Below are 26,143 nucleotides of genomic sequence, written 5' to 3'. Positions count from 1 at the left end.
GTTTTCAGCCTAGTTGTCCCGTCATCATTGTCAACGGTGATTTAAAAGCACCCGTGCTGGTGCTACAAATAGCAACAAGCCAGCCAGGATAATTAATATGCATAAATTGGAATGCGGTATTTCCTGATTCAGCAATCCATGCATTTGAAATAAACAGCACCCAAGCAAAACGGGAAAGCCTTGCCGCACGGTCGATCACGATGCCGGCAAACACTTTCCCGTCCTCGCACGGCTAGCGTGCTTTATTTTGCCGCCAGATGACGCTCGATCTCGGCCAGCGGAATGGCGCCGGCCACCAGCTCGCCGTTCGGGAACACCAGCGCCGGGGTGCCGCTGATGCCGAGGCGTTCGCCCAGCGTCGCGATTTCAGCCAGCGGCGTCGCGCACTTGTCGCTGCCGCTCAGCGCCTTGCCCTGGCGCATGAAGCCCAGCCAGCTTGCCGCACGATCACTGCTGCACCAGATCTGGCGCGATTTGCGCGGAGCATCCGGGTGCAGCTGTGCCAGCGGGTAGAGGAAGGTGTACACCGTCACGTTGTCCAGCTGGCTCAGCGATTCGCGCTCCAGCTTCTTGCAGAACGGGCAATCCGGATCGGAGAACACCACCAGCTTGCGCTCGCCCTTGCCACGCACTTCCTTGATTGCCTTGTCCAGCGGCAGCTTCGCCCATTCCACGGTCACCTTGTTCAGCTCCGCCAGCCGCTCTTCGGTGACGCTGGTGCGGGTCTTGGTGTCGATCAGGTCGCCGGTGATCAGGTGGTCTACCTTGGCGTCGGTATACACCACGCTGTACTGCGCGCGCCCCTGCTGTTTCATCTTCACCACCACCTCGAACAGCCCCGCCACCGGCGCAGGCTGCACGCTGCTGACCTCGTGCTGCGGGAACTTGCTCTTGAAGGCGGCGCGCACCTGATCCGGCGTTTCGGCGGAGGCGGAGCAGGCCAGCAAGGGCATCATCAGGGTGGCGAGGGCAAGACGGCGCATAGGCAGAATCATGGTTGTGCTTTCTTCTGGTTAAAAACCCACCGCGTGGCGGGCCAGTTGTTTTTTGATCAGGGGCAGGCGGTTGGTCAGGTTGAGGCCAGCGTTGCGCAGCCAGGCAAGACCGGGTGCCTGCTTGGCATGGAACAGCTGGAACAGCGCGTCGCAGGTCAGCTGCATGGTTCTGACCGCTTCCTTGCGCGTTCGTTCGTAGCGGCGCAGCGTCAGCCATTCGCCGCAATCGCGGGCGCCGGCCAGCACGGCGGCCAACCTTGCCACATCCTGGAAACCGAGGTTGACGCCCTGCCCGGCCAACGGATGCACGGTATGGGCAGCATCACCGACCAGTGCAACCCGCTCCGCGATCACGTTGTCCGGCGTAATCAGGCGCAGCGGAAAGGCCGCCGCCGGCGACAGCAGCGTCAGTTCGCCCAGTGCATGATCACCGGCCGCGGCCACCGCCGCCGCCAGTCGTGCACCATCCAGCGCCAGCAGCGGCTCCGGCTGGCTGGTCGACCACACCATCGAGATACGATTGCCCGGCATCGGCAACCAGGCGAGGATGCCATCACCGAGAAACCACTGCCGCGCGATATTGCCGTGCGGCAGTTCGCAGGCAAAGTTGGCCACCACGCCGCTGTGGCCGTAGGGCTTGATGCTGGCGGCGATGCCGCTCTGCTGCCGCACCCAGGAGTTGGCACCGTCGGCGCCGACGATCAGCTGCGCCTGCAGCTCGCGACCGTCGTCGAGCACGATCGCCGCCTCGCGCGCGCTGTGGCGCAGCTGCTGCGGCCGCACCCCGCTCAGCAGCGTCACGCCGCTGGCCTGCTGCAGCCGCTGCCAGATCGTGGCCAGCATCCAGCGGTTTTCCGCGATCCACGCCAGCGCCTCGGCGCCGGCATCGGCGGCGGAAAAGGCGATCTGGCCGCCCTGGTCGCCCCGGACATCCATGCTGCCGATCACGCCCAGCCGCGAGGCATCCGGCCACGCGCCCAGCTGCTGCAAGAAGGCGCGGTTGGCGGGGCTGACCGCGTAGATGCGCGCGTCCCAGCCCTGCTCCAACGCGTCAAAGCGTTCGGCCTGGCCTTCGACCAGCGCCACCCGCTTGCCCTGCTTATCCAGCGCCAACGCCAGAGCGGCGCCAACCAGCCCGCCACCGACCACGATTACGTCAAACTTGTCCGACATGTTTCTCTTTCAATTGTGTCCGGCTGCCGATGCCTGCGGCCAACGTTGGCCGCATCAGACGCCGACACCGAATACCAGATGCCCGGCAAACGCCTTGCGCAGCGGCGGTAGCGCGTCAATGGCCGTCATGCCCAAGCCACGCAGCGCCTTCACCGCCGTGCCCTGACCGTCGAACAGCCGCACCAGGCCATGGGTGAAGCCGACCACCGCGTGGCTGTCGACGCGGCGCGCGGCGCCGTAACGGCGCAGCAGTGCTGCATCGCCCGGATCGGTGGCGCCTTGCAGCGCCGCCACCAACCCCACCGCATCGCGCAGGCCGAGGTTGAAACCCTGCGCCGCCACCGGGTGCATCGTCTGCGCCGCATTGCCGATCATCACCACGCGGCCGCTGTGCACGCTGTTGAGCTGGCGCAGCGCCAGCGGGAACACCGCGCGTTCGCCGACGCTGACAAACTTGCCCAGCCGCTCGCCGAAGGCCTGCTGCAACTCGGCCAGCAGCACGCTGCCGTCGGCGGCGTGCAGTCGCGCCGCCTCCTCGTGGCTGCGCGTCCACACCAGCATCATCTGCTCGCCGTGCGGCAGCAGCGCGAACGGCCCCTGCGCCGAGAAGCGCTCGTAGGCCATGTTACGGTGCGGCTGGCTGGCATTGACCATCGCCAGCACCGCGCTTTGCTGATAATCGTGCACATGGCGCTGGATGCCAGGCAGCGATTCGGCCAGCGCGCCGCCCTCGGCCAGCACCAGCAGCCGGCAGGTCAGCAGGTGCTGCTGTTCGTTCAGCGTCAGCGTCACGCTGGCGTAGCGCGCCAGCGACGCGACCTTGGTCACCCGCGCCTGCCACAGCACACGCACACCGGCCTGCTCCAGCGCCGTCGCCAGCGCCGCGGTCAGCGCCGGGTAGTCCACCACCGCGCCCAGATGCGGCAAACCCAGATCCTGCTGCGTCAGCACGGTGCGGCCGAAACCGCCCTGCTGCGACACGTGCACGCTGTCGATCACCGTCGCCGGCAGCTCGTCCGGCCAGGCGCCGGCGGCGGCCAGCTGCTGGCGGCTGTACCACGACAGCGCCAGCGCGCGCGCATCGCGCAGCGGCGCATCCTTGGCCCGCGCCTCGATCAGCGTCACGTCACGGCCGGCCTGCGCCAGCCGCAATGCCGCCAGCGCGCCGACCGGTCCGCCGCCAACGATGACAATCTCACTATGTTCGGGTACGCCTTGCATGCTCGTTCCGCCTGTCGCGGCGGCCTCGTTCGGAGTCAATGGGGTTGCATCAGCGCTTCGATGTCGTCGATGCGCTTCGGTACGTCGTCGGTGTACACCTGGTGGCCGTCGTCGGTCACCAGCACGTTGTCTTCAATACGGATGCCGATGTTGTGGAATGCCACCGGCACGCGGTCGTCCGGGCGGATGTACAGCCCCGGCTCGATGGTGGTGCACATGCCGCTCTGGAAGCTGCGCCACTGCCCGCCCGGACGGCGGGCGCCGACATCGTGCACGTCCAGCCCGATGAAATGGCCGATGCCGTGCATGTAGAAGCGGCGGTAGTCGCCGGATTCGATCACCCCGGCCACGCTGCCGGCCAGCAGTTTCAGGTCCAGCATGCCCTGCACCAGCACCTGCAGCGCGGCGTCGGCCGGCGCATCCAGCCGCGCGCCGGGCTGCACCGCGGCAACCGCCGCCAGCTGCGCCGCCAGCACCACCTCGTACACGTCGCGCTGCGCGCCACTGAAGCGGCCATTGACCGGGAAAGTGCGGGTGATGTCTCCAGCGTAGCCGTTGAACTCGCAGCCGGCATCGATCAATAGCAGATCGCCGTCGTTGAGGCGGGCATTGTTGGCCGCATAGTGCAGCGTGCAGGCGTTGGCACCGCCGGCAACGATGCTCTCGTACGCCGGCTGCCGCGCGCCGTGGCGCACGAAGTGATGCAGCAGCTCGGCCTCGATCTGGTATTCCATCATGCCGGGGCGGCAGGCCTGCATCGCGCGGACATGCGCTTCGGCAGAAATGCGGCCGGCCTGTTGTAACACGGCGATTTCGCGCTCGTCTTTGATCAGGCGCATCTCGTCGATCAGTGCCAGCAGGTCGCCGTACTGCTGCGGCGCGTCCTTGCCGACGCGCGCCTGCTGCCGTGCCTGCTGCAGATAGCCGGCGATGCGCGCGTCCCAGCCATTGTCGCGCCCCACCGCCCAGTACAGCGCCGCGTGCTCGGCCAGCAGCGGCGGCAGGCGCTGATCCAGCTCGCTGATGCTGTAGGCCTCGTCAAAGCCGAACGCCTCTGCCGCCGCGGCCGGGCCGTAGCGGAAGCCGTCCCAGATCTCGCTGTCCGGATTCTTGTCGCGACAGAACAGCAGCGCCTTGCCGGCCTTGCCGTCCAGCACCAGCACCGCTTCCGGCTCGCTAAAGCCGGTCAGGTACAGGAAATGGCTGTCGCCACGGTAGGGATAGTGGGCATCGGCGTTGCGGATCACTTCCGGCGCGGTGGGCAGGATGGCGATGGCGTCGCCCAATTGCGCCAGCAGGCGCTGGCGGCGGTGTTGAAAGCTGACATGCATGACGATTACGTCCGGCAAGGTGGAAATCGCGCTAGTTTAGCAGAACAGGCGCGCCACGCCTGCCCACCGCCGCCGCGGCAGCGCTTACAATTGACCATCACCCTCACCCCGTTAGCCCACCATGCCTACCGATCCGCGCATCAGCCAGCGCACGCTGGCGTACTACCAGCACAATGCCGACGACTTCTGGCAAGGCACCCGCGACCACGACGTCAGCCAGAACATCGCCAGCCTGCTGCGCCACCTGCCGCCGGCGCCACAGACCATCCTCGATTTCGGCTGCGGCCCGGGCCGCGACCTGAAGACGTTTCATGAACTGGGCCACCTGGCGATCGGGCTGGACGGCGCGGCGCGTTTCGTGGCGATGGCGCGCGAGTACAGCGGCTGCGAGGTGTGGCAGCAGGATTTCCTGCAGCTGCAACTGCCGGCGGCGCACTTCGACGGCGTGTTCGCCAATGCTGCGCTGTTCCACATTCCCGGTGCCGAGCTGCCGCGGGTGCTGGCGCAGCTGTTCGCCACCCTCAAGCCCGGCGGTGTGCTGTTCTGCTCCAACCCACGTGGCAACGGCGAGGAAGGCTGGCAGGGCGAGCGCTACGGCTGCTGGCACAGTTGGCCGCAATGGCAGGCGCTGCTGCAGGGGGCCGGCTTTGCCGAGCTGGAACACTACTACCGCCCGCCGGGCCTGCCACGCGAACAGCAACCGTGGCTGGCCAGCGTGTGGCGCCGCCCCTGAGGCCCGCGATGCACTGCCGCTTCCACACCACCATCGACGACATTGCGGCCAACCTTTGGGACGCGCTCAACGTCACCGGCTCGCCCTTCCTCAGCCACGCCTTCCTGGCGGCGGCGGAACGCCACGGCGCGGTGGCGCCGGCACTGGGCTGGCAGCCGGCGCACGTCACGCTGCACGCCGACGACGGCAGCCTGCTCGGCGCGCAGCCGCTGTACCTGCGCACACACTCGTTCGGCGATTTCTCGCACGACTGGGCGTGGGCCGACGCCTGCCAGCGTCTCGGCCAGCGCTACTACCCGAAACTGGTGTGCGGCATTCCCTACACCCCGGCCAGCGGCGCGCGGCAGCTGATCCACCGCGATGCCGACCGCGCCAGCGTCAGCCGCGCGCTGCTGCACGCCAGCCTGCAGCTGGCCGCCGGCGAACAGGCGTCCTCGCTGCAATACCTGTATCTGGACGACGATGCCGCCCTGCGCGCGGCGCTGGCGAGCCAGGGCTTCCTGCTGCGCCGCGGCTACCAGTTCCACTGGCACAACGCCGGCTACCGCGACTTTGACGATTTTCTCGCCACCTTCTCCGCCGACAAGCGCAAGAAGGTGAAACGCGAACGGCGCCGCGTCGCCGAGGCCGGCCTGCGCATCGAGACTCGCCACGGCGACGACATCGACGCCGCGCTGTGGCAGCAAATTTACCCGCACTACGTGTCAACCTTCTGCCGCTTCGGCAATCACCCGGCGTTCAGCCTTGGCTTCTTCCGCGAGCTTGGCCGCACGCTGGCACGGCAGCTGGTGGTGTTCCTGGCGCGCGACGCCAGCGATGCGGTGGTCGCCGCCGCCATCTGCTACCGCAGCAACGACACCCTGTACGGCCGCCACTGGGGCGCGGCGGCGGACTACCACAGCCTGCACTTTGCGCTGTGCTTCTACGAAGGCATCGATTACTGCATCCGCGAAGGGCTACAGCACTTCGAACCCGGCGCCCAGGGTGAGCACAAGGTCAGCCGCGGCTTTGTGCCGCAGGCGACGTGGTCGGCGTTCCACATCGCCGACCCACGCCTGCGCGGCATGATTGCGGACTTCCTGCAGCGCGAACAGCAGGCGGTGGCGCAGTATCAGGATGAGATGGCGGAGCACCTGCCGTTCCGGCAGCCGGGCTGAGCACAAGCGGTGACGGCAAGGTTGGCCGCAGTGTGAGCTGGTCACGCACCGCGGCCGCTGGTCGCGAGCAGGCCAGCGATTCAGCTTGCCGCGTTGAGGTTGAAGCGGGAACCGCGCCGCGTCAGGAGCCGGGCTGCGACGTGGCGGCCTGCTCGATGTCGCGCAGCGTGTCCAGCAGGGTCGCGCGCAGCGGGCCGGCCAGCGCCAGCCCGCCCTCCGCCGCCTGCCTGGCCTCGGTGGCATGGCCCTGTTGCAGCAGGATGCGCGCCAGGTTGTTGTAGGCGGCGGCCAGCTGGTGCGTTGTGGCGGCGTCACGGAACACCTGTGCCGCGGCCGGCAAATCACCGCTGGCGTACAGCGCATTGCCCAGCCCCATCGCCAGCGTGGTGTTATGCGGCCAACGTTGCAGCGCCGCGCGATAGGCGGTGACCGCTGTGGCCGGCTTGGCGTTGCGCTCGAAGGCCACCAGCGCCCGCGTCGCGTCCGGCTCCGCGACACTTGCCGGCAAACGCCCCGGCGGCAGCGCGACGAAGGCCCAGTACTGGCTGCGCTGCCAGGTATGACCGAAGGTGCGCAGCGTCATCACCTGCCGCCGCATCGGCCCCGAGCGCAGCAGCAGCTGGCCGCGCTCAAGGTCGTAGCCGACCACCACCGCATAGTGCCAGGACGGCGCCCACGACAGGCCAAGGTTCTGCAGCACCACCACAGGATGGCCGGCATCGATTTCCTGTTTCAGCGCCGTCAGCGTGCCGGGGATGACCATCGCCACCGCCCCCTGCCGCCGCGCGCCGCTCAGCATCTCGATCTGCAGCGAGCCTTCCCGCCCCGGCAGGAACACCTGCCCCACCAGCTGCGCCGGCGTGGTTGCCAGCCCGACGGCGGACAGGCTGGTCGCCAGCGCCGCCGGACCGCAGAAATGGCTGTCGTCGGGAAAGAACGGGGTATCGACCAGTTCGGCGCGGGTCGGCTCACCGGGCGCGAGCGTGACCGGCTGCAGCGGCGTGCTGGCGCAGGCGACCAGCAGCAGCGCACACAGCGCAGCCGGGAGCGCCAGCCGCAGCGCCCCCAACTGCCGGATCAGCGTTGTCAGCATCGGCTTGCCGCTCAGCGCACGGAGCGGGTGAACGGGAACACCTTGGTAAAGCCGAGGATATCGGTGACCACCAGCACGAAGAACACAAACAGGATGGCGCCGATGATGCCGCCGGCGGGCGCCTTGTCGATCTGGTCGGCCAAATTGGCCGCTTCCTCGTCGGTCAGCGCGGCGACGCGCTCGTGGGCGCTGGCAGGGTCGATGCCAAGGCGTTCCATTTCGCCACGCACGTTGTCACGGGCCAGTACCGCGGCCAGGCGGGCGTGACCGGAATCAGGGGTGGTGGTCGCGGCCAGGCGGGCCACTTCTTCGGTGCTCACCATGGCGGCCTGGGCGGATTGCAGCAGGCTGACATTGAGCATGGAGCAGCAGACAACAAGGGCGAGCGTGCGCTGAAAGCGTTTCATGATGTGTTCCTCGTGCAGGATTAAGAAGCAGAAGACGCTGCGTCGCATGCCGTAACGAAGAGGGTGACGAGCGTTGAACCATTATAGACAGCGCATTTGCATGATTTGGCCTATTGCATGCCCGGATGTAAACGCTGGCGCAAACGAACCGGCGCGACCACAAGGTTGGCCACAAGCCACCGCCACAAGACAGAACGCCCGCCGGATGGCTCCGGCGGGCGTTCTGCCAGTCAGCGCACCTGCATCAATAGCGTGGCTTGCGGCCAACCATCTGCGGGGAGAACCGTCGCGCCGTGCCGCGGCAACACCATGGCCGCGTTGCCAGGCTGCAAAACAGCGGTCACCGCATGGCCAGCCAGCGCACGGCTGCGGCCAGATCCCGCCGCGCCTTACTGCTCCGGCTGGTCACTGAGCGCCTTGAGATTGGCCCTGAGGCGATCACTCATCGGCATGTTCAGCACCATGCCATTCGGGGGAATCGGCGACTCGAACCACTTCTGGTACAGCCGCTCAAACTCGCCGGACTGCATCAGCCGCGCGATGCTGCCGTCCACCAGTTTCTTGAACTCGGGATCATCCTTGCGCAGCATGCAGCCGTAGGGCTCGACCTGCAAGGTGTCGCCGACGACGCTCAGCGCGGCCGGATCCTTGGCGTTGGCGCGCAAGCCGAACAGCAGGATATCGTCGAGCGCCAGCGCGGCCGCGCTATTGTTTTCCAGCAAGGCCAGCGACTCGGCGTAATCCTTGCCCAGCACGAATTGCATGCCCAGATTGTGGTCGGTGCTGTACTTGCGAACGACTTTCTCGTTGGTACTGCCCGCAGTGGTGGCGACCGTTTGCCCAGCCAGGTCGGCGTAATTCTTGATCTTGCTGCCCGTATTCACCAGCAAGCGGGTCCCGGCATAAAAATGGCTGACCGCGAACGCGACGACCTTGCCGCGGGCGGCATTATTGGTGGTGGAACCGCATTCCAGGTCATAGCTGCCGTTCACCAGCAAGGGAATGCGATCCTGGGCGCTGACCGGCATATAGGCCACCACCAGACCCGGCTTGTTCAGCCTTGTTCGCACGTCGCCGACAATGGCCTCGGTCAGGTCCACCGCAAAGCCCATCGGCTTGTGCTCGGCGGGCCGGTAGCTGAACGGAACGGCCGCTTCGCGGTAGGACACGGTGATCCTGTTCGTTTCAAGGATCTTGTCCAGGGTCTGCGCCTGGACGAAGGACGACATGGCCGCCAGACTGGCGATGAGCAGCGTGGCAGGCTTCAGATTCATGGTTTTCATGTGATTTCCTTCAGGCAGGCAACTCGGACCCGTCACCATTAGCGCTGACTCTGCCAGCAGCAAATCCGCGCGTTTGACACCCGTGTCGTTGAGATCATTAACGATGAAGGCGGCAGAAAACCGTCAGAACACAGCCGCGTGCAACACGCATCCGCCGGTTTCTCTCGCTCACGGCACCTCGCCCGCCACCGGTAGCAGCCGGCCATACGCCGTGATCCCTTAAACCTAGATCCCCATCCGCAATGCGCAATGATGTACATCAAACGCCGGCCCCCTCTGCACGCCATCGCGCCAGATAAGGCAGGCAAGGCAGGCGCCTGATCTTGGCCTTGCCGGCCTGAGCCGCAGCCGGGCATGACACAGCCAGCCAAGGTTGGCCGCAAGCCCCGCCACAAGACAAAACGCCCGCCGGATTGCTCCGGCGGGCGTTTGGCGTTTCAACGCGCAGACGTCAAGTGCGCGGCTTGCGGCCAGTCTTGGGCTGGCCGCTGCGCTGTGGCGGCGTGATGTGGGTCGGCTTGTGCGCCGGCTTGCGCTGCTGGCGGTGGCGGGTGTTCTGCACCTGCAGCAGCGCGTCGATCTTCTCCGACGTCGACTGCATCAGGCTTTGCGCCAACTCGCCGTGCGGGAAGGTCTCCGGCATGCGGTAGCTGAGCCAGGCGTAGGCGGAGTAGAGCTTGCAGGTGTCCTCGAGGAACTGCAACTCGTTGCGGCCGCCACGGCCTTCCATGCGCAGCAGCGACGCCTGCTTGCCCTTGGCGCGGCACTCGGCCCAGTCCTGCAGCGCCTGTTCCAGCATCGCAATCTTGGTCGACACCGGGCACAGGCTGAACAGGAAGCGGTCTTCCAGCGGCAGCTTCAGCGTGTCCAGCCACTTCGCCTTCTCGATCTGGTCGCTGAGGTTGGCCGGCAGGAAGAATTCGTCGTGCACGTTGATGTGCTTGGCGAACAGCTCCAGCAGTGCCTGCAGCCGCTCCTGGCCGCTGGCTTCGGCGATCTGCTGCAGGTAGGACAGGTTGGGCGCCACGTAGAAACCGGTGCTCGGCAGCGGCTCCAGCTTTTGCTGCAGCAAGGCGGCGATCACCTTGTGCGTCTTGCCGTCGAAGCCGGCAACATAGCCGGTCTCGTGCTGGCCGAAACGGCCGGCACGGCCGGCGATCTGCTTGGCCAGCGCGGCGGCGATGGTGCCTTCGGCGTAGCCGTCCCACTTGCTGGAGGTGGTGAAGATCACCCGCCGCGCCGGGGTATTCAGCCCCATGCCGATGGCGTCGGTGCCGACCACCACCTGTGTCTCGCCGTCGATGAAGCGCTCGGCCTGCGCCTGGCGCACTTCCGGCGACAGGTTGCCGTAGATCGCCGACACGCTCAGCCCCTGCGCGATGGCCTGGTCGCGCCAGTTCAGCACCTCGCGACGCGAGAAGGCAATCAGCACATCGCCGGCACGCAGGTTTTTCAGGCTGCCCAGCGGCGCCTTTTCCATTTCCAGCGGCGACTTGCGCTGCAGCTCGCGGATTTCCAGCGTGCCGCCGACGCGCTTGACCAGCGACTGGATCGCCTCCTTGGCTTCCAGCGCGCCCAGCAGGTAGACCGTCTGCGCCGGCACGCCGCACACCGCCGCCGTCCACGCCGCGCCGCGATCCGGGTCGTCCAGCAGCTGGATTTCGTCGATCACCGCGACGTCCACCGCGCGGTTGGGGTTGAGCATTTCCACGGTACTGGCCACGTGGCTGGCGTGCGGGTGCAGCTTGCGCTGCTCGCCGGTGATCAGGCTGACCGCGACGTTGGCATTCAGCAGGCGCTGGTAGTTTTCCATCGCCAGCAGCCGCAGCGGCGCGAGGTAGACGCCGGTCTTCGCCTGCGCCAGGTGTTCCATCGCGGCGTGGGTCTTGCCGGAGTTGGTCGGCCCCAGCACCGCGATGAAGTGGCGCTGCATGCCGGCGGCGAGGGTGAACGATTCCGGGTACAGCGACAGGTTGATGGCGTTGCGGGTCTTCTCCGCCTGGCTGGCGGCGGCACGGGTCGCCACCAGTGCCGCGATACGGTCCAGCGCCAGCTCGCAGCGCAGCCGCGCCAGCTCGTACTTGGCCTGCAGCGCGTTGAGGGCGCTTTGCGGATCGACGCGGTGCTCGTTCGCCAGCGTCATCACCTGGCCGGCGCAGCGCAGCAGCTGCGCCTCGAGGCGTTCGCGCGCCTCGTCGTTCCAGCGCAGCTGGACCAGCGCCAGCCGTTCGGCGGCGTCGAGCTTGCGCCACTTGCCGGTTTTGCCGAGGAAGCCGGCGTCCGGTACCAGATGATAAGGCACGGTGCGCTTGCCGACCTTGATCTGCCCCTGTACCGAGACGGCGTAGCTGCCCTCGGTGGTCACCAGCGTGGCGTGGTATTGCTGCAGATAGGCGTTCAGCGCGCCGATGGCGTCTTCGGACGCGGTGTCGGGGGCAATCGTGGGTTCGGTCATGGGTATCCGTCGGGGAAAAACAGCGCGGGATGGCGCCAGATGGCAAGGGCGGGACGAGGCGCCGCCGGCAAACAAAAACCGCCTGCGGGCTGCGCGCAGTCCGTCAGGCGGCGTGTTCCGGCGCGATCAGTTCTGGCCGCAGCAGGCCTTGTACTTCTTGCCGCTGCCGCACGGGCACGGATCATTGCGGCCAACCTTGTCGCCTTCGCGACGCATGGTCACCGGTGCCTGCTCCTTGGCGCGCCAGTAGCCGTACACCGCCAGCACCGCTTCGTCCAGCTCGCTCTTGAAGCTTTCCAGCTCGGCGGCGGTGAATTCCATCATCGCCGGCTCGTCGCCGTCGGCATCGAACATGCCGCCCAGCGCCATCACCGGCATCAGCAGCTCTTCGAAGCCTTCGTCGTCGGCGGCGTCGAACCAGTCGGTCGGCACCACGTCCAGCGCGTACATGAAGGCATTGCACCACGGACGGAAGTCCGGCGCTTCGCCCTCTTCCTCGCTGTACAGCGTCAGTTCCGGCAGGTCGCCGTCGGCCAGCGCCTCGGCGGCGGCATCGTAGTACTTCTGCAGCAGCGCCTTGATCTCGGCTTCGCTGTCGGCGCTTTCAAAGGCCGGCGCATCGCCGAGCACATCTTCCAGCCAGTCGTCGATGGTGAGCTTGTCCGGGCCGCACGCCAGCGCGCAGAAGAAGCCCTGCACTTCGTCCGGGCGCATGGTGGTGCCGGCCTGCGACAGCGGGGTCAGCAGCGTTTCCAGACGCTCCAGATCTACTTCGTTGAATTCGGTCATGTTCGTTCTCCGTAAGGTTTGGCGCGCATTGTACGCGTGTTCCCCGGTACTGGCAGCAGGCGTGCTGTTTTCAGGATAGCAAAAAGCCCGTCAGGTGCTTGACGGGCTGTGGTGACTGCGGGAGATTGCCGGGTTCAGGCGGCGGCCAGTTCCGGCTCGCTGATCTGCAGCAGTGTCTGCTTGCGGATCTGGTTGGCCTGGCAGGCACAGCTGCCGCACTCGGTGGCGACCTTCAGTTCGCGCGCCAGATCGCTCATGCGCGTGGCACCATTGCAAACGGCGGCGCGGATATCGCGATCGGTTACTCCGTGGCAAAGGCAGACGTACATGGCATGAATCCTGAATAAGAATTGATCTTGATATCCATACTAGAAGACAATGATAACGATTGTCAATTAAGAGGAAGGCAAATCCGCGATGAGCAGCACGCAATGGAAACCGAATACCACAGTCGCCGCCATCATCGAGCGCGACGGCCGCTTCCTGATGGTGCGCGAGCAGACCGACGACGGCGTCCGCCTCAACCAGCCGGCCGGCCATCTGGAATACGGCGAAACCCTGCTGCAGGCGGTGGTGCGCGAAGCGCGCGAGGAAACCGCCCACGCCTTCACGCCGCGGGCACTGGTCGGCATCTATCTGGCGGACAAGACCGGCAGCGACATCACCTATCTGCGCTTCGCCTTCTGCGGTGACGCCGGCGCGCACGATCCGGCGCAGCGGCTGGACGACGGCATCCTCGCCGCCGAATGGCTGAGCGCGGACGAGATCATGGCCAGCGCGGCGCTGTGGCGCAGCCCGCTGGTCGGACGCTGCCTGCAGGACTACCTTGCCGGCCAGCGCGCCAGCCTCGATCTGATCCACCACCACTTGCCAGGCTGAGCCGATGCCACCCCTCATGCGCTGGCTGTCGATTGCGCTGCTCGCGGCGCTGCCGGCCGTGGCCGCCGATGCGGAGGTGCTGACGCTCTGTTACCATTACGGCTGCGATCGCACGCAGCGCATTGAAGTGGACGACTCTGCCCTGATCTGGTTTAAACAGCGGCTGGACGAGGCCGCCGAAGCCGCCGATGAGCGCGCAGCACTACAGGACATTGTGTTGTCCTATTACCAGCGCGCGGCGCGCGAGGCGCCGATTGCCAGCGACCGCGGCGGCAATCACGAGGATGCGGCCAACGTTGGCCGCATGGATTGTCTCGATCACAGCCATAATGTGCTGGTGCTGCTGCAGTTGCTGGCCGGCAAGGGCTGGCTGCGCCACCACCAGCTGCTGGGCCAGGTGCACCGTGCGCCACTGTTGTTCGACCATCACGCGGCGGTGGCCGTGCGCGACGTGACATCAGGCCAGGATTGGGTGATCGACAGCTGGTTCCGGGATTTCGGGGCACCGCCGGTGGTGGTGCCTCTTGCTATTTGGAAGGAAGGATTTTCTCCGTGACGGGTAAAAAACGTATTGTCGTCGGCATGTCCGGCGGCGTGGATTCGTCGGTCACCGCCTGGCTGCTGAAGCAGCAGGGGCATGAGGTGATCGGCGTGTTCATGCAGAACTGGGAAGACGACAACGACGACGAATACTGCTCCATCAAGCAGGACGCGCTGGACGCGATGAGCGTGGCCGACATCGTCGGCATCGACATGGAGATCGTCAACTTCGCCAAGGAGTACAAGGACCGCGTGTTCTCCTACTTCCTGAAGGAGTACTCCGCCGGCCGCACCCCCAATCCGGACGTGCTGTGCAATGCCGAGATCAAGTTCAAGGCCTTTCTCGATTACGCGCTGGAGCTGGGTGCCGACTGCATCGCCACCGGCCATTACGCGCGCAAGCTGGAACAGGACGGCGTGCACTACCTGATGAAGGGCGTCGACCACACCAAGGACCAGAGCTACTTCCTGTACCGCCTGCAGCAGCACCAGCTGGCGAAGGCGCTGTTTCCGCTTGGCGACATCCGCAAGACCGAGGTGCGCCGCCTGGCCGAGGAAGCCGGGCTGCCGACCGCCGCCAAGAAGGACTCCACCGGCATCTGCTTCATCGGCGAGCGCCCGTTCCGCGAATTCCTGCAGCGCTACCTGCCGACCAAGCCGGGCGAGATGATCACCCCGGACGGCAAGACCGTCGGCGAGCACGTCGGGCTGATGTTCTACACCCTCGGCCAGCGCAAGGGCCTCAATATCGGCGGCAACAAGGATGGCAACGGCGAGCCGTGGTTCGTCGCCGGCAAGGACATTCCCGGCAACAAGCTGATCGTGGTGCAAGGGCATGACCACCCGCTGCTGCTGAAGTCGACGCTGGCGATGGACGACCTGTCGTGGACGCTGCCGCAGCCACCGGCCGCCGGCGACTACGCCGCCAAGAACCGCTACCGCATGGCCGACGCGCCGTGCAGCCTGTCGCCGATCGTCGACGGCCGTGCCACGCTGACCTTCCGCGACAAGCAGTGGGCGGTCACCCCCGGTCAGTCCGCCGTGCTGTACGACGGCGATATCTGCCTCGGCGGCGGCATCATCCAGTAAGCGCCACTAACACCCCCCATGCCTGCGGCCAACGTTGGCCGCAACGCCAACACCCCGCCGCGGCGGGGTGTTTTGCTTTTAGAGCCGCTAACAAAATCCCTGATCCTGCGTTGCGCCTCCTTGCCGTACGACTTGTACTGTCTGCGTCGGCGCGCCTTGGCTCAGGTGCGCTGCGAGGTTTTGTTAGTGGCTCTTATGGCCGTCGCCCGGCTCAACCCTTCAGCTGCCGGTGCCAGGCCTGCAACGCCGCCAGCTGTTTGCGGATCTTCTCCTGGATCGCGGCGTCCACCAGATTGCCGTCGCCGTCGAAGGAGGCGCTGAACGCGTTGGCGAACACCTCCGGCTGGTTCAGGATATGCAGATTGAGGAACACGGCGCTCTGGCGCAGGTGGTGCTGCGCGCGCGAACTGCCCATGCCGCCGGCCGCGCCCATGATCGCCGCCGGCTTGCCGCTGAGCAGCGCGTTGTCCGGCTCGCGCGATGCCCAGTCCAGCGCGTTTTTCAGCGCCGGCGCCATCGAGTAGTTGTACTCCGGGCACACCAGCAGCAAGGCATCGGCCGCGGCAAACTGCTGCAACAGCGTCACCACCGTCGCCGGCTTGACCGTGATGTCGGCATTGTAGAACGGCACCTCCGACAGATCGGCGACCACGATCTGCATGCCCTGCGGTGCGTTGGCCACTGCATAACGCATCAGGCCCTTGTTGGTGGATTTCTGGCGCAAACTGCCGCAAACGGCAAGCACATTGAGGCTCATCTGGTCACTCCCCGGCAAGAATTGGACATGGTTTTACCGGTATAGGCGTCGCGCCATGAAATTGCGACTTCTGCATGTCATGACCGGCTGCCATGCTGGCGCTTGCTGCCCCCTGACGGATTAACACTTGCCATTAACGATAGTCAAATAAAACTGATTTTCAGTTGATTTGCACCTACCGGTAAAATGGTTAATTGAACCCATAAAATAAATAACCACGGCAAGGCTTGATTATTAAAAGAAATATCCGTCAGAAAATAATCCGCCGTTTTCAAAGACGATTAATACCTTGCCCTTATCAGATATTGAATTAAAATATATCAATACGATTTATGATGAAGGAGTCCCTCCCATGCAAGGCGACAAAGCCGTAATCAAGGCGCTCAACACCGTGCTGTGCAACGAACTGACCGCCATCAACCAGTTCTTCCTGCACGCCCGCATGTGCAAGAACTGGGGACTGAACGGCCTCAACAAGCATTTCTACCAGCAGTCGATCAAGGCGATGAAACGCGCCGACGAGCTGATCGAGCGCATCCTGTTCCTGGAAGGCCTGCCCAACCTGCAGCAACTGGGCAAGCTGATGATCGGCGAGAATGTCGAGGAAATGCTGGCCTGTGACATCGACCTGGTCAGCGGCCATATCGGCGACCTGCGCAAGAGCATCACCCTCAGCGAAAAAGCGGAAGACTACGTTACCCGCGAAGAGCTGACCGAGCTGCTGGAAGCGGAAGAAGAATACGTGGACTGGCTGGAAACCCAGCAGACCCTGATCAAGGACGTTGGCCTCGCCAACTACCTGCAATCGCAAATGGAAGACTGAGGAGCGGCACCATGCAAGGCAGCAAGAAAATCATCGAAGCCCTGAACACCCTGCTGACCGCAGAAATGACCTCGGTTGACCAGTACTTCATCCACAGCGAAATGTACGGCAACTGGGGCTACAGCAAGCTGTACGAGCGTCTGCACCACGAGCGCGACGAGGAAATGAGCCACGCCAAGATGCTGATCGAACGCATCCTGTTCCTCGACGGCGTGCCGGACATCGCCCCGCGCGGCAAGCTGCGCATTGGCAAGGACGTGCCGTCGATGCTGGCCAACGATCTGGAAACGGAATACGAAGTTGCCGCCGCCCTGAAAAAGGCCATCGTGCTGGCAGAGAAGGAACACGACTTCGTCACCCGCAGCATCCTGACCAAGCTGCTGGACGACACCGAAGTCGACCACGCCCACTGGCTGGAGCAGCAGCTGGGCCTGATCAAGGCCATGGGCATCAACAACTACCTGCAATCGCAAGCCAGCTGATCGCACGACGCAACACGGCCCTGCCCGCCACCGACAACGGTGGCAGGCAGGGCCTGTTTTTTTGGCCCGCGCCATCAACAACCGCTAGAATGTCACCACCGTGCCCGGCGGCCGCGCGAACCATCGCCACCGCACGCGCTCTAACTCCCTTGTAGCCGAATAAACCCAGCCCTGCGCCAGATAACGGTCGCAGGCTTGCCCATTGCCACAGGACGACCATGGCCGCAGCAAAGAAAAACAATCAGTTCCTCGAGCTGATCATCAACATCGTGATTCCCTCGCTGATCCTGATGAAGCTCAGCGCGGAACAGTACCTTGGCACCGCCAATGCGCTGCTCTTGGCCTTGGTCTTTCCGCTGGGCTGGGGGCTGTACGACCTGCTGCGCAACCGCAAGACCAACTTCATTGCCATCCTAGGCCTGGTCAGCATTCTGCTCACCGGCGGTATCGGCCTGCTGCATCTGGATGCGCAGTGGCTGGCGGTGAAGGAAGCCGCCATTCCCGGCCTGATCGGCATCGCGGTGCTGGCCTCGACACGCACCCGCTACCCGCTGATCAAGACCGTGCTCTACACCCCGGCGGTGATCGACGTCGCCAAGGTACAGCAGCACCTGGAACAGCGCGGCAACACCCGCCAGTTCGAGGCGCGCCTGCTAAAGGCGACCTACCTGCTCAGCGCCACCTTCTTCTTTTCCTCGGTGATGAACTACGTGCTGGCGAAGTGGATCGTCACCAGCCCGTCCGGCACCGAAGCCTTCAACGAGGAGCTGGGGCGCATGACACTGCTGAGCTACCCGATGATCGCCATCCCGTCGCTGGTGATGATGATGGCGGTGCTGTACTACATCTCGCGCGGCATGCGCGAGCTGGCCGGGCTCAGCTTTACCGAGGCGCTGCGCCAGGACTTGACCTGACCAGCCCTGACCTGAGCTGAAGCCTCAGCCGGCACCCGACAACAAAACGCCCGTCACAGATTGTGACGGGCGTTTTGCCATCTGCCGCGGCAGAGCCGGCCGCACGACGGATCAGGCCAGCGAGGCCCTGGGCATCGCCGCGTAATAGCAGTAGCCGTTGCGCCCCGCCTTCTTCGCCGCGTACATCGCCTGGTCGGCATTGCGCTGCAACACGTCGATATTGTCGCCGTCCTGCGGAAACAGCGTGATGCCGATGCTGGCCGACACGTACACCTGCTCGTCACCAAGGCAAAACGGTGCGGCCAACCTTTGCAGCACCTGCTGCGTCACCCGCTCCAGCGACTGCTCCGAGTCCATGTCGCTGATCACGATGGTGAACTCGTCGCCGCCGAGGCGGGCCACGGTGTCGGTCTCGCGCAGGCAGCCCAGCAGCCGCAGTGCCGCCTCTTTCAGCAGCAGGTCGCCGGCGCGGTGCCCCAAGGTATCGTTGACCTCCTTGAAGTGGTCGAGGTCGATGAACAACAGGGCGAGCTGGCCGTTGCTGCGCTCGCTCTTGCGCAACTCCAGCGCGAAACGGTCGAGAAAGCGGTGACGGTTGGGCAAGCCGGTCAGCGAGTCAAAGTTGGCCTGCTCCCAGATCAGCTGCGCCGATTTCTTCTTTTCGGTGATATCGCGGAACGACACCAGGCAATGCGGCACTGCGGCAATTTCCACCGCCGTCACGATCCATTCGGCGTCGAACTCGCTGCCGTCGCGGCGCAGGTGGCGCCACTCGAAACGGCGCGCCGGGCTATCGCTGTCGGGATGCAGATAGCTGCCCAGCAATTGCCGCGACGACACGCCGCCATCCTGCCGCAACGGCGACAGCGCCTCCAGCGACAGCCCGGTCAGGTCGGCCTGCTCGCAGTGAAAGATCTCCGCCGCCGCCTGGTTGCAGTCGACGATGATCTGCCCGTGCAGCACGAAGATGCCGTCGCCGGACGCGTCGAACAGCACACGATAGCGCCGCTCGCTGTCGCGCCACGCCGCCTCGGCGCGGACCAGCGCGGTCAGGTCGATATCGAGGCAGAACAGAGTCAGCCCGCTCTGCGGCGACTCCACCATCGCGTGGCTGGAATAGACCTGCACGATATGGCCATCCTTGTGCTGCAGCCCGAGGCGGGCGGCAGGCACGCCGCGCCGCTCTCGGAACATCCACGCCACCTCGGCCTCGACGTGCGTCCTGGCCGGCGGCGGGATGATCAGCTCGAACAGGGTGCGCCCCAGCGCCTCGGCGGCGCTATAGCCGTACAACGCTTCCGAGGCGTGATTCCAGTACAGCACGGTGCCATCCGGCGCGTAGCCCTGGATCGCCAGCGCGTCGGTATTTTCGAAAATGGCACGGAAACGGTCCTGGCTGGCGCGCAAGGCCAGATCGCTGAGGTATTGGCGGGTAATGTCGCGCGCGGTGCCGAGCACGCCGAACACGCCGTCCTCGGCCTGCAGCGGCGTGGTCACGATCTCCAGCAGGATCCGCTGTCCGTCTTCCGCGGACACCAGCCACTGCTGGCTGGACAACGGCTCTTCCGCCGCCAGCGCGGCGATGTCGGCCTGGCTCAGTGCCGCCGCCTGTTGCGGCCCCAGCACCATGGTATCGCTCTGGCCGATGATGGCCTGGCGGCTGACGCCGGCAAAGGCCTCGAAGCGGCGATTGCAGGCCAGGTAACGCCCGGTGGCATCCTTCAGCCAGGCCATGTCCGGCAGCTGTTGCACCAGCCACAGCAGCCCCTGCTGCCGCGACAACAGCAACTGGATGTCCGCCGTGGCCAACTTGTCCGGTATCTGCGTCATAGGTCACCGACAGCGCGGGGTTGATCGACGCGGGCCATGACTGCACAGCAGCATGAGCCGCCATTCAGAATAGGAGGGAAATCGTCATAGTGCCATGCGCCCGAGCGGCGCAAGGTTGGCCGCAAACAGCTGCAGTGCGACAATCACGCTTTTAGTGGATGCGGAACCAGCATGTCAGCCCCGACCTTCTTCTGGCACGACTACGAAACCTTTGGCGCGGTGCCGCGCAGCGACCGCCCGGCGCAGTTTGCCGGCATCCGCACCGATGCCGAGCTCAACGAAATCGGCGAGCCGGTGATGCTGTACTGCCAGCCGGCCCGCGACTACCTGCCGGCGCCGGAAGCCTGCCTGCTCACCGGCATCACGCCACAGCGCTGTGCCGAGCTCGGAGTACCGGAGCAGCAGTTTGCCGCCGCCATCGAACGCGAGCTGGCTGAGCCCGGCACCATCGGCGTCGGCTACAACTCGATCCGTTTCGACGACGAAGTCACTCGCTTCCTGTTCTGGCGCAACCTGATCGACCCCTACGCCCGCGAGTGGCAAAACCGCTGCGGCCGCTGGGACCTGCTGGACGTGGTACGCGCCACCTACGCGCTGCGCCCGGAAGGCATCAACTGGCCGCGCCACGACAACGGCCTGCCCAGCTTCAAGCTGCAACACCTGACCGCCGCCAACGGCCTCGCCCACGATGCCGCCCACGATGCGCTGTCCGACGTGCGCGCCACCATCGCACTGGCACGGCTGATCCGTGACAAACAGCCGCGGCTGTTCGCGTTCTGCCTCAGCCTGCGGCAAAAGGATGCGGTGCGCCACCAGCTGCAGCTGCACCAGCCGGTGCCGCTGATTCACGTCTCCGGCATGTTCGGTGGCGAGCGCGGCAATCTGGCGCTGGTGTGGCCGCTGGCGGAACACCCGAGCAACAAGAACGAGGTGCTGGTCTGGGATCTGGCGCACGATCCGCGCGAACTGCTGGCGCTGGATGCGGCCAACGTTCGCCGCCGGCTGTTCACCAAGAGCAGCGAACTGGCGGAGGGGGAAAGCCGGCTGCCGATCAAGAGCATCCACATCAACAAGTCGCCGTTCGTGATCAGCGATCTGCGCGTGCTGCGCGCGGAACGGGCGCAGCAGCTGGGCATCGACATGGCGGCGGTGCAGCGCCATGCCGCCCACGCGCAGGCGTTGCCCGATTTCGCGCCGCTGTGGCGCGAGGTGTTCCGCCGCGAGCCGGGCGAGACACCGGATGTCGATGAAAACCTGTACGGCGGCTTTGTCTCCAACCAGGACCGGCGCACCCTCAACCGCCTGCGCGGCCTGTCGGCCCCGGCGCTGGCCGCGGCGCGCGAAAGCTTCGACGACCCGCAGCTGCAACGCCTGCTGTACCGCTATCGCGCGCGCAACTTCCCCGACAGCCTCAGCGCGGAAGAACGTCAACACTGGCAGCAGTGGTGCGCGCGCAAGCTGCATCTGGGTACGCCGCCGGGGCGCACCTTTGCCGCTTTCCAGCAGGAAATCGCCACCCTGCGTGATGGCGCCGATGCGCAGCAGCTGCTGATTCTGGAACAACTGCAACAGTGGGGCGAGCAGCTTGGCGCCCAGCTCCCGCCACCGGCCTGATCTGATACGGCGGCCCCAAAGCAAACGCCCCCGCATGCGGGGGCGTTGTCGTGACAGCCGGCGACTCAGGCCAGGGCCGGCTGCAGGCTAGCCACCGGCTCGCTACCGGCGATGACGCGGTTGCGGCCCTGCTGCTTGGCGGCGTACATGCGCTGGTCGGCAATCTCGATCAGCTGGCGCCAGTCGTTGCAACCCTCCTCCAGCATGTCGGCGACGCCGATGCTGGCGGTCAGCGGTGTCTGGTCCGGCCGCAGGCCGAAGCCGTTGCGACGCAGGCGCTGCAAGGCGTGCATCGCCTGGCGGCAATCGATGTTCGGCAGCAACAGCAGGAACTCCTCGCCGCCCCAGCGTACCAGCACGTCGCCCTTGCGCAGGCCCTGGGTCAGCGTCTGCGCAAACTGCTTCAACATGACATCGCCCTGCTGGTGGCCGAACTGGTCGTTGATCGCCTTGAAATGGTCGATGTCGATGAAGGCCACCGAGAACGGGCTGCCGCTGCGGCTGGCCAGGATGAACTGCAGCTCCAGCACCTCCTCGCCACTGCGGCGCGAAAAGGCACCGGTCAGCGGATCGCGCACCGCCTGCTGCACCAGCGCGATCATGAACGCCAGCTGGCAGACGCCGGCCAGTGCCGCCACGCCGGCGATCAGCCCCTGCAGCCAGAACGCGCCCCAGAACGACGGCCAGTCCACCACCGAGAACTGGAAATAGCCGGCGGTGACGTGCGCCACCAGGATCGGCGCGGCAAAGATCACGCTCTCCAGCAGCGTCAGCGGGAAAATGGCGAAGCCGGCCAGCAGGATGAACGGCAGGAAGGCGTAACCGGTGCCGACCGCGGCCGAGGCGCCGGTGAGCTGGTAGTGCGTCAGCAGCACGTAGGACACCACGTAGAACAACGTGGGGATGGCAAACAGCATCGCCATGCCGCGCCAGGCGTTGAACAGCGTCACCTCCGGCCGGTAGCAGTAGACGATGAAGGCGAAACAGCCGGTGGCGCCCAGCCGCAGCAGCGCCAGTTGCCACGCCAGCGGATTGGGCAGCACCAGCAGATCGACGAACATCCACAGCGGGGTCAGCACCGCAAACAGGCTGGCAAACAGGCGCACCCGGTTCAGGATCATCTGCGCGCGACGATTGCTCATCAGCGGCATGTGATGCTGCGGCGTCACCAGCCAGCTGGCTTCGTTCGGGTTCAGCTCGCCGGGCAACAAGCCCAGCAGTTTGACCCAGGTCGTGGAATGGAAAATGGTCATGGGCTCCGCAAGCAGGCAGAAGACGTCGAGAAGCCATTATCATGACACAGGCGGTGCACTCGTTTGCCAAATATCAAGCCGCCGCCAGATTTCCGTTACATTTCGCGACATTGTCGCCAGCAAAAATGCCCGGCACGAAGCCGGGCATTTTTCAGTGCAACCACCGTGGCCGGTCGCGCTCAGTCCAGATACTGCAAGTGTGCCCGTTTCACATTGCACAGCAACTCGTAGCTGATGGTGCCGGCATGGGCGGCCACGGCATTGACGCTGATCTGCTCGCCCCACAATTCCACCTCGCTGCCGATGCCGGCCTGCGGCAGGTCGGTCAGGTCGATGGTGATCATGTCCATCGACACGCGGCCGATGATGCGGCTGAGCTGGCCGTCGACCGCCACCGGGCTGCCGGTGGACGCCAGCCGCGGATAACCGTCGGCATAACCGCCGGCGATCAGGCCGACACGGGTCGGTCGCGTGGTGACAAAGCTGGCGCCGTAGCCGACCGGCTCGCCGGCGGCCAGCTCGCGCACGCCGAACACGCGGCTGGCGAGCCGCATTACCGGCTTGAGGCCAACGTTGGCCGCATGGCCGTCCGGCAGCGGCGTCGAGCCGTACAGCATGATGCCGGGGCGCCCCCAGTCGCGGTGCGCGTGCGGGTGGATCATGATGCCGGCGGAGTTGGCGACACTGCTGTCGCCGGGCAGGCCGGCGGTGGCGGCATCGAAAGCGGCCAGCTGCAGGGCGGTGGCGTCGCAGCCGGGCTCGTCGGCGCGGGCAAAGTGCGTCATCTTGACGATGGCGTCAGCCTTGCCGCTTGCCGCCAACCTTTGATAGGCGGCGGCGTAGTCGGCGGGGAAGAAACCGGCGCGGTGCATGCCGGAATCCATCTTCAGCCACACGCGGTACGGCTTGTCGGCCGGCGTCGCCAGCAGCATGTCCAGCTGCTCGCGGTTCTGCACCACCAGCCACAGCCCGTGCGCCAGCACCTCGGCCAGCTCGGCTGGCTCGAACACGCCTTCCAGCAGCAGGATCGGGCCGCTAATGCCGCCTGCACGCAGCTGCAGCGCCTCTTCCAGGCAGGCCACGGCAAAGCCGTCGGCAACATCGGCCACCGCCTGCGCACAGCGCACCGCGCCGTGGCCGTAGGCATTGGCCTTCACCACCGCCAGCGCGCGGCCGCCGTGCTGCTGGCGCGCCAGCAGGTAATTGTGACGAAAATGATCGAGACGGATGCTTGCAATCAACGGACGCATGATGATCCTTATACGTTGGCCGCAAGCGGGCGTGCCATCGGCACCACCAGCGTCTCGCCGCCTTTGGCGTAACGCTGCATCGACAGGCCGTCGATCAGGATTTCCGGCTGCGTGCCGGTGATCAGGTCGGCCAGCACCTTGCCGGAGCCGGCGCTCATGGTCCAGCCCAGCGTGCCGTGGCCGGTGTTCAGCGACAGGTTGGCAAAGCGGGTGCCGCCGATAATCGGCGTGCCGTCCGGCGTCATCGGACGCAGGCCGGTCCAGAATTCGGCACGCGACACGTCGCCGCCGTCTGGATACAGGTCGGTGACCACCATTTCCAGCGTGGCACGACGTTTCGGGTTCAGGCTCAGGTCGAAGCCGGCCAGTTCGGCCATACCGCCGACGCGGATGCGGTCGTCAAAGCGGGTGATGGCGATCTTGTAGGTCTCGTCCAGCACGGTGGACACCGGTGCGCCCTTGGCGTTGGTGATCGGCACCGTCAGCGAGTAGCCCTTCACCGGGTACACCGGGATGTCGATGCCCAGCGCCTTCACCATCTCGCGCGAGTAGCTGCCAGTGGCGACCACGTAGTGGTCGGCGGTCAGGCGCTCGCCGTCGACGCGCACGGCGGTGACCTTGTCACCGTAGTGCTCGATGGCCTCGATGCTCTTGCCCCACAGGAACTTGACGCCGATCGCCGCCGCCATCTCCGCCAGGTGCGAGGTGAACAGCTGGCAATCACCGGTGTCGTCGTTGGGCAGGCGCAGGCCGCCCTTCAGCTTGTGCTTGGTCTTTTTCAGCGCCGGCTCGACGCGGGCGCAACCGTCGGCATCCAGCACCTGGTACTCCACACCGCACTCCTTCAGCACCTCGATGTCCTTGCCCATCGCGTCCACCTGCTGCTGGCTGCGGAACAGCTGCAGCGTGCCACCGGTGCGGCCTTCGAAGTTGAGGCCGGTCTCGGCCGTAAGCTCGCGGATCTTGTCGCGGCTGTACTCGGCCAGGCGCATCATGCGGCCCTTGTTGATGTTGTAGTCCTGATAGTTGCAGTTGGCGAACATGCGCGCCATCCACTCCCACTGGTAGGTGCTGCCGTCAACGCGGATCGCCAGCGGCGCGTGCTTCTGGAACAGCCATTTGGCCGCCTTCATCGGGATGCCCGGCGCCGCCCACGGTGCGGCATAGCCCGGAGAGATCTGGCCGGCGTTGGCAAAGCTGGTTTCCAGCGCCGGGCCGGGCTGACGCTCGATCACCGTCACCTCCACGCCTGCCTTTGCCAAATACCATGCGGTCGAAATACCGATAACGCCGCCGCCAAGCACGATTACTTTCATGATCTCTCCTGCCAGTTATGCTGTCTCATCAGGCCGGAGCCTGTTTTTCCGGGATCCAAAAGCGCATTTGCACTTTCAGTGAATTTGCGTAGTATATTGATTGCAAGACAGTTTTTTCAACTTAGTTACAGCTAAACGGAAGTCAACTTACCTGTTAATCGGTGGTTATTTAGTGAAAACGCAGCGCAGCAATTTGAACCTGTCCCGCCAGCTGGACCGCATCGACCGCAAGATCCTGTTGCACCTGCAGGAAAACGGCCGCATCGCCATGACCGAGCTGGCGGAAAAAGTCGGCCTCTCCACCACCCCGTGCACCGAGCGCGTGCGCCGGCTGGAGCGCGAAGGGGTCATTGAAGGCTATCACGCGAAACTGAACCCGCAAGCGCTGGGAGCCAGCCTGCTGGTATTTGTCGAGATCAAGCTGTCGGCCAAGTCCGGCGACATTTTCGACGCCTTCCGCCGCGAAGTGCAGAAGCTGCCGGACGTACTGGAGTGCCATCTGGTATCCGGCGAGTACGACTACCTGCTGAAGGTACGGCTGCCGGACATGTCGATGTACCGCAACATCCTCGGCGACATCCTGCTGAAGCTGCCGCAGGCCAACGAATCGCGCAGCTATGTGGTGATGGAAGAAGTGAAGGAAACCGGCATCCTGCCGATCACGCCCTAACCCCGGCGGCGCGCGGCGGCGGCCGCAAGGTTGGCCGCAAGCGGCTGAGCCATAAAAAAGGCCGCAGCATGCGCTGCGGCCAACCCTAA

26 protein-coding genes are annotated in these 26,143 nt (G+C 65.3%); 10 read left to right on the top strand and 16 right to left on the bottom strand.

The genetic code is table 11. The features are described from left to right. Window positions 1-4: 4 nt before the first annotated feature. From C8E02_RS17260 to pepP, 5 genes are read right to left on the bottom strand one after another with little or no spacing between them, the layout of a single operon-like run. Window positions 5-214 (bottom strand): hypothetical protein, encoded by a 210-nt coding sequence (locus C8E02_RS17260; protein WP_147424495.1) that lies wholly within the window; start codon window positions 212-214, stop codon window positions 5-7. Window positions 215-242: 28 nt separating this feature from the next. Continuing rightward, complete coding sequence (locus C8E02_RS12740) at window positions 243-995, bottom strand: DsbC family protein (protein ID WP_120811221.1); 753 nt, start codon at window positions 993-995, stop codon at window positions 243-245. A gap of 18 nt (window positions 996-1,013) precedes the next feature. Beyond that, a complete protein-coding gene (locus C8E02_RS12735; RefSeq protein ID WP_120811219.1) occupies window positions 1,014-2,168 on the bottom strand; it encodes a UbiH/UbiF family hydroxylase in 1,155 nt (384 codons plus the stop codon). Between the two features lie 54 nt (window positions 2,169-2,222). Then, entirely contained in the window at window positions 2,223-3,389 is a 1,167-nt protein-coding gene (locus C8E02_RS12730; RefSeq protein ID WP_120811217.1) for an FAD-dependent oxidoreductase, read from the bottom strand. 35 nt (window positions 3,390-3,424) lie between these two features. After that, entirely contained in the window at window positions 3,425-4,720 is a 1,296-nt protein-coding gene (gene pepP, locus C8E02_RS12725; RefSeq protein WP_120811215.1) for a Xaa-Pro aminopeptidase, read from the bottom strand. 121 nt (window positions 4,721-4,841) lie between these two features. Here pepP and C8E02_RS12720 point away from each other — a divergent pair, with 121 nt between their 5' ends. Then, window positions 4,842-5,453 (top strand): class I SAM-dependent methyltransferase, encoded by a 612-nt coding sequence (locus tag C8E02_RS12720; RefSeq protein WP_120811213.1) that lies wholly within the window; start codon window positions 4,842-4,844, stop codon window positions 5,451-5,453. A gap of 8 nt (window positions 5,454-5,461) precedes the next feature. Continuing rightward, window positions 5,462-6,610, top strand: coding sequence for a GNAT family N-acetyltransferase (locus C8E02_RS12715; protein WP_120811212.1), 1,149 nt, complete (start codon window positions 5,462-5,464; stop codon window positions 6,608-6,610). Between the two features lie 121 nt (window positions 6,611-6,731). On the opposite strand, the gene C8E02_RS12710 is transcribed toward C8E02_RS12715, so the two are convergent. From C8E02_RS12710 to C8E02_RS12685, 6 genes are all read right to left on the bottom strand, one after another. Then, complete coding sequence (locus tag C8E02_RS12710) at window positions 6,732-7,703, bottom strand: PA2778 family cysteine peptidase (protein ID WP_120811210.1); 972 nt, start codon at window positions 7,701-7,703, stop codon at window positions 6,732-6,734. Window positions 7,704-7,714: 11 nt separating this feature from the next. Continuing rightward, window positions 7,715-8,110, bottom strand: a complete 396-nt coding sequence (locus tag C8E02_RS12705; protein WP_120811385.1) for a PA2779 family protein — start codon at window positions 8,108-8,110, stop codon at window positions 7,715-7,717. 389 nt (window positions 8,111-8,499) lie between these two features. Further along, window positions 8,500-9,393 (bottom strand): amino acid ABC transporter substrate-binding protein, encoded by an 894-nt coding sequence (locus C8E02_RS12700; RefSeq protein ID WP_120811208.1) that lies wholly within the window; start codon window positions 9,391-9,393, stop codon window positions 8,500-8,502. Window positions 9,394-9,844: 451 nt separating this feature from the next. Beyond that, on the bottom strand, window positions 9,845-11,848 hold the full coding sequence (locus tag C8E02_RS12695; RefSeq protein WP_120811206.1) for a helicase-related protein: 2,004 nt from the start codon (window positions 11,846-11,848) through the stop codon (window positions 9,845-9,847). Between the two features lie 126 nt (window positions 11,849-11,974). After that, window positions 11,975-12,637 carry a YecA family protein gene (locus C8E02_RS12690; RefSeq protein ID WP_047965997.1) on the bottom strand — a complete coding sequence of 221 codons (663 nt, stop codon included), beginning with the start codon at window positions 12,635-12,637 and terminating at the stop codon, window positions 11,975-11,977. 134 nt (window positions 12,638-12,771) lie between these two features. Then, window positions 12,772-12,966, bottom strand: coding sequence for a (2Fe-2S)-binding protein (locus tag C8E02_RS12685; protein WP_047965996.1), 195 nt, complete (start codon window positions 12,964-12,966; stop codon window positions 12,772-12,774). A gap of 88 nt (window positions 12,967-13,054) precedes the next feature. Here C8E02_RS12685 and C8E02_RS12680 point away from each other — a divergent pair, with 88 nt between their 5' ends. The 3 genes from C8E02_RS12680 to mnmA are packed head-to-tail and all read left to right on the top strand — an operon-like array spanning window position 13,055 to window position 15,145. Next, the gene (locus C8E02_RS12680; protein WP_120811204.1) at window positions 13,055-13,516 is read left to right on the top strand and encodes an NUDIX hydrolase; all 462 of its coding nucleotides are present in this window, start codon (window positions 13,055-13,057) and stop codon (window positions 13,514-13,516) included. Window positions 13,517-13,532: 16 nt separating this feature from the next. After that, window positions 13,533-14,072: a hypothetical protein gene (locus C8E02_RS12675; protein WP_120811202.1), complete on the top strand. Its 540-nt coding sequence runs from the start codon at window positions 13,533-13,535 to the stop codon at window positions 14,070-14,072. After that, entirely contained in the window at window positions 14,069-15,145 is a 1,077-nt protein-coding gene (gene mnmA, locus C8E02_RS12670; RefSeq protein ID WP_120811200.1) for a tRNA 2-thiouridine(34) synthase MnmA, read from the top strand. The genes C8E02_RS12675 and mnmA overlap by 4 nt, the downstream gene beginning before the upstream one ends. A 211-nt stretch (window positions 15,146-15,356) precedes the next feature. On the opposite strand, the gene C8E02_RS12665 is transcribed toward mnmA, so the two are convergent. Next, on the bottom strand, window positions 15,357-15,902 hold the full coding sequence (locus C8E02_RS12665; RefSeq protein ID WP_120811198.1) for an NADPH-dependent FMN reductase: 546 nt from the start codon (window positions 15,900-15,902) through the stop codon (window positions 15,357-15,359). Between the two features lie 352 nt (window positions 15,903-16,254). Between C8E02_RS12665 and bfr (C8E02_RS12660) the strand changes: the two genes are divergently transcribed. The 3 genes from bfr (C8E02_RS12660) (at window position 16,255) to C8E02_RS12650 (ending at window position 18,121) form a co-directional block, all read left to right on the top strand. Further along, window positions 16,255-16,725 carry a bacterioferritin gene (gene bfr, locus C8E02_RS12660; RefSeq protein ID WP_120811196.1) on the top strand — a complete coding sequence of 157 codons (471 nt, stop codon included), beginning with the start codon at window positions 16,255-16,257 and terminating at the stop codon, window positions 16,723-16,725. An 11-nt stretch (window positions 16,726-16,736) separates the two neighbouring features. Beyond that, a complete protein-coding gene (gene bfr, locus C8E02_RS12655; protein ID WP_047965990.1) occupies window positions 16,737-17,207 on the top strand; it encodes a bacterioferritin in 471 nt (156 codons plus the stop codon). 218 nt (window positions 17,208-17,425) lie between these two features. Further along, complete coding sequence (locus C8E02_RS12650; protein WP_120811194.1) at window positions 17,426-18,121, top strand: VC0807 family protein; 696 nt, start codon at window positions 17,426-17,428, stop codon at window positions 18,119-18,121. A gap of 111 nt (window positions 18,122-18,232) precedes the next feature. Here the strand turns inward: C8E02_RS12650 and C8E02_RS12645 are convergent, their stop codons facing one another. Beyond that, the gene (locus C8E02_RS12645) at window positions 18,233-19,951 is read right to left on the bottom strand and encodes a sensor domain-containing protein (RefSeq protein WP_120811192.1); all 1,719 of its coding nucleotides are present in this window, start codon (window positions 19,949-19,951) and stop codon (window positions 18,233-18,235) included. A 171-nt stretch (window positions 19,952-20,122) separates the two neighbouring features. On the opposite strand from C8E02_RS12645, the gene sbcB reads away from it, so the two are divergent. Beyond that, window positions 20,123-21,565, top strand: coding sequence for an exodeoxyribonuclease I (gene sbcB / locus C8E02_RS12640; protein ID WP_120811190.1), 1,443 nt, complete (start codon window positions 20,123-20,125; stop codon window positions 21,563-21,565). Window positions 21,566-21,630: 65 nt separating this feature from the next. Here sbcB and C8E02_RS12635 read toward each other — a convergent pair whose 3' ends face one another. From C8E02_RS12635 to C8E02_RS12625, 3 genes are all read right to left on the bottom strand, one after another. Next, window positions 21,631-22,818 carry a GGDEF domain-containing protein gene (locus tag C8E02_RS12635; RefSeq protein ID WP_047965987.1) on the bottom strand — a complete coding sequence of 396 codons (1,188 nt, stop codon included), beginning with the start codon at window positions 22,816-22,818 and terminating at the stop codon, window positions 21,631-21,633. 179 nt (window positions 22,819-22,997) lie between these two features. Beyond that, window positions 22,998-24,068, bottom strand: a complete 1,071-nt coding sequence (gene alr, locus C8E02_RS12630; protein WP_120811188.1) for an alanine racemase — start codon at window positions 24,066-24,068, stop codon at window positions 22,998-23,000. A gap of 8 nt (window positions 24,069-24,076) precedes the next feature. Further along, window positions 24,077-25,384: a D-amino acid dehydrogenase gene (locus C8E02_RS12625; RefSeq protein ID WP_120811187.1), complete on the bottom strand. Its 1,308-nt coding sequence runs from the start codon at window positions 25,382-25,384 to the stop codon at window positions 24,077-24,079. Window positions 25,385-25,577: 193 nt separating this feature from the next. On the opposite strand from C8E02_RS12625, the gene C8E02_RS12620 reads away from it, so the two are divergent. After that, entirely contained in the window at window positions 25,578-26,054 is a 477-nt protein-coding gene (locus C8E02_RS12620; protein ID WP_047966089.1) for a winged helix-turn-helix transcriptional regulator, read from the top strand. The last annotated feature ends 89 nt before the right edge of the window (window positions 26,055-26,143 follow it).

It is taken from the genome of Vogesella indigofera (assembly GCF_003633895.1).
In the GTDB taxonomy this organism is placed as follows: Bacteria; Pseudomonadota; Gammaproteobacteria; order Burkholderiales; family Chromobacteriaceae; genus Vogesella; species Vogesella indigofera.
Note: the sequence above shows the minus strand (reverse complement) of the source record. Positions and strands in the feature narration are given on the sequence as shown.

What these genes read in the sequence shown, in the direction of transcription:
- C8E02_RS12740 (WP_120811221.1), bottom strand. Translation starts at nt 995, where the DNA reads ATGATTCTGCCTATGCGCCGTCTTGCCCTCGCCACCCTGATGATGCCC.
- C8E02_RS12735 (WP_120811219.1), bottom strand. Translation starts at nt 2,168, where the DNA reads ATGTCGGACAAGTTTGACGTAATCGTGGTCGGTGGCGGGCTGGTTGGC.
- C8E02_RS12730 (WP_120811217.1), bottom strand. Translation starts at nt 3,389, where the DNA reads ATGCAAGGCGTACCCGAACATAGTGAGATTGTCATCGTTGGCGGCGGA.
- pepP (WP_120811215.1), bottom strand. Translation starts at nt 4,720, where the DNA reads ATGCATGTCAGCTTTCAACACCGCCGCCAGCGCCTGCTGGCGCAATTG.
- C8E02_RS12720 (WP_120811213.1), top strand. Translation starts at nt 4,842, where the DNA reads ATGCCTACCGATCCGCGCATCAGCCAGCGCACGCTGGCGTACTACCAG.
- C8E02_RS12715 (WP_120811212.1), top strand. Translation starts at nt 5,462, where the DNA reads ATGCACTGCCGCTTCCACACCACCATCGACGACATTGCGGCCAACCTT.
- C8E02_RS12710 (WP_120811210.1), bottom strand. Translation starts at nt 7,703, where the DNA reads ATGCTGACAACGCTGATCCGGCAGTTGGGGGCGCTGCGGCTGGCGCTC.
- C8E02_RS12705 (WP_120811385.1), bottom strand. Translation starts at nt 8,110, where the DNA reads ATGAAACGCTTTCAGCGCACGCTCGCCCTTGTTGTCTGCTGCTCCATG.
- C8E02_RS12700 (WP_120811208.1), bottom strand. Translation starts at nt 9,393, where the DNA reads ATGAAAACCATGAATCTGAAGCCTGCCACGCTGCTCATCGCCAGTCTG.
- C8E02_RS12695 (WP_120811206.1), bottom strand. Translation starts at nt 11,848, where the DNA reads ATGACCGAACCCACGATTGCCCCCGACACCGCGTCCGAAGACGCCATC.
- C8E02_RS12690 (WP_047965997.1), bottom strand. Translation starts at nt 12,637, where the DNA reads ATGACCGAATTCAACGAAGTAGATCTGGAGCGTCTGGAAACGCTGCTG.
- C8E02_RS12685 (WP_047965996.1), bottom strand. Translation starts at nt 12,966, where the DNA reads ATGTACGTCTGCCTTTGCCACGGAGTAACCGATCGCGATATCCGCGCC.
- C8E02_RS12680 (WP_120811204.1), top strand. Translation starts at nt 13,055, where the DNA reads ATGAGCAGCACGCAATGGAAACCGAATACCACAGTCGCCGCCATCATC.
- C8E02_RS12675 (WP_120811202.1), top strand. Translation starts at nt 13,533, where the DNA reads ATGCGCTGGCTGTCGATTGCGCTGCTCGCGGCGCTGCCGGCCGTGGCC.
- C8E02_RS12665 (WP_120811198.1), bottom strand. Translation starts at nt 15,902, where the DNA reads ATGAGCCTCAATGTGCTTGCCGTTTGCGGCAGTTTGCGCCAGAAATCC.
- bfr (WP_120811196.1), top strand. Translation starts at nt 16,255, where the DNA reads ATGCAAGGCGACAAAGCCGTAATCAAGGCGCTCAACACCGTGCTGTGC.
- bfr (WP_047965990.1), top strand. Translation starts at nt 16,737, where the DNA reads ATGCAAGGCAGCAAGAAAATCATCGAAGCCCTGAACACCCTGCTGACC.
- C8E02_RS12650 (WP_120811194.1), top strand. Translation starts at nt 17,426, where the DNA reads ATGGCCGCAGCAAAGAAAAACAATCAGTTCCTCGAGCTGATCATCAAC.
- C8E02_RS12645 (WP_120811192.1), bottom strand. Translation starts at nt 19,951, where the DNA reads ATGACGCAGATACCGGACAAGTTGGCCACGGCGGACATCCAGTTGCTG.
- sbcB (WP_120811190.1), top strand. Translation starts at nt 20,123, where the DNA reads ATGTCAGCCCCGACCTTCTTCTGGCACGACTACGAAACCTTTGGCGCG.
- C8E02_RS12635 (WP_047965987.1), bottom strand. Translation starts at nt 22,818, where the DNA reads ATGACCATTTTCCATTCCACGACCTGGGTCAAACTGCTGGGCTTGTTG.
- alr (WP_120811188.1), bottom strand. Translation starts at nt 24,068, where the DNA reads ATGCGTCCGTTGATTGCAAGCATCCGTCTCGATCATTTTCGTCACAAT.
- C8E02_RS12625 (WP_120811187.1), bottom strand. Translation starts at nt 25,384, where the DNA reads ATGAAAGTAATCGTGCTTGGCGGCGGCGTTATCGGTATTTCGACCGCA.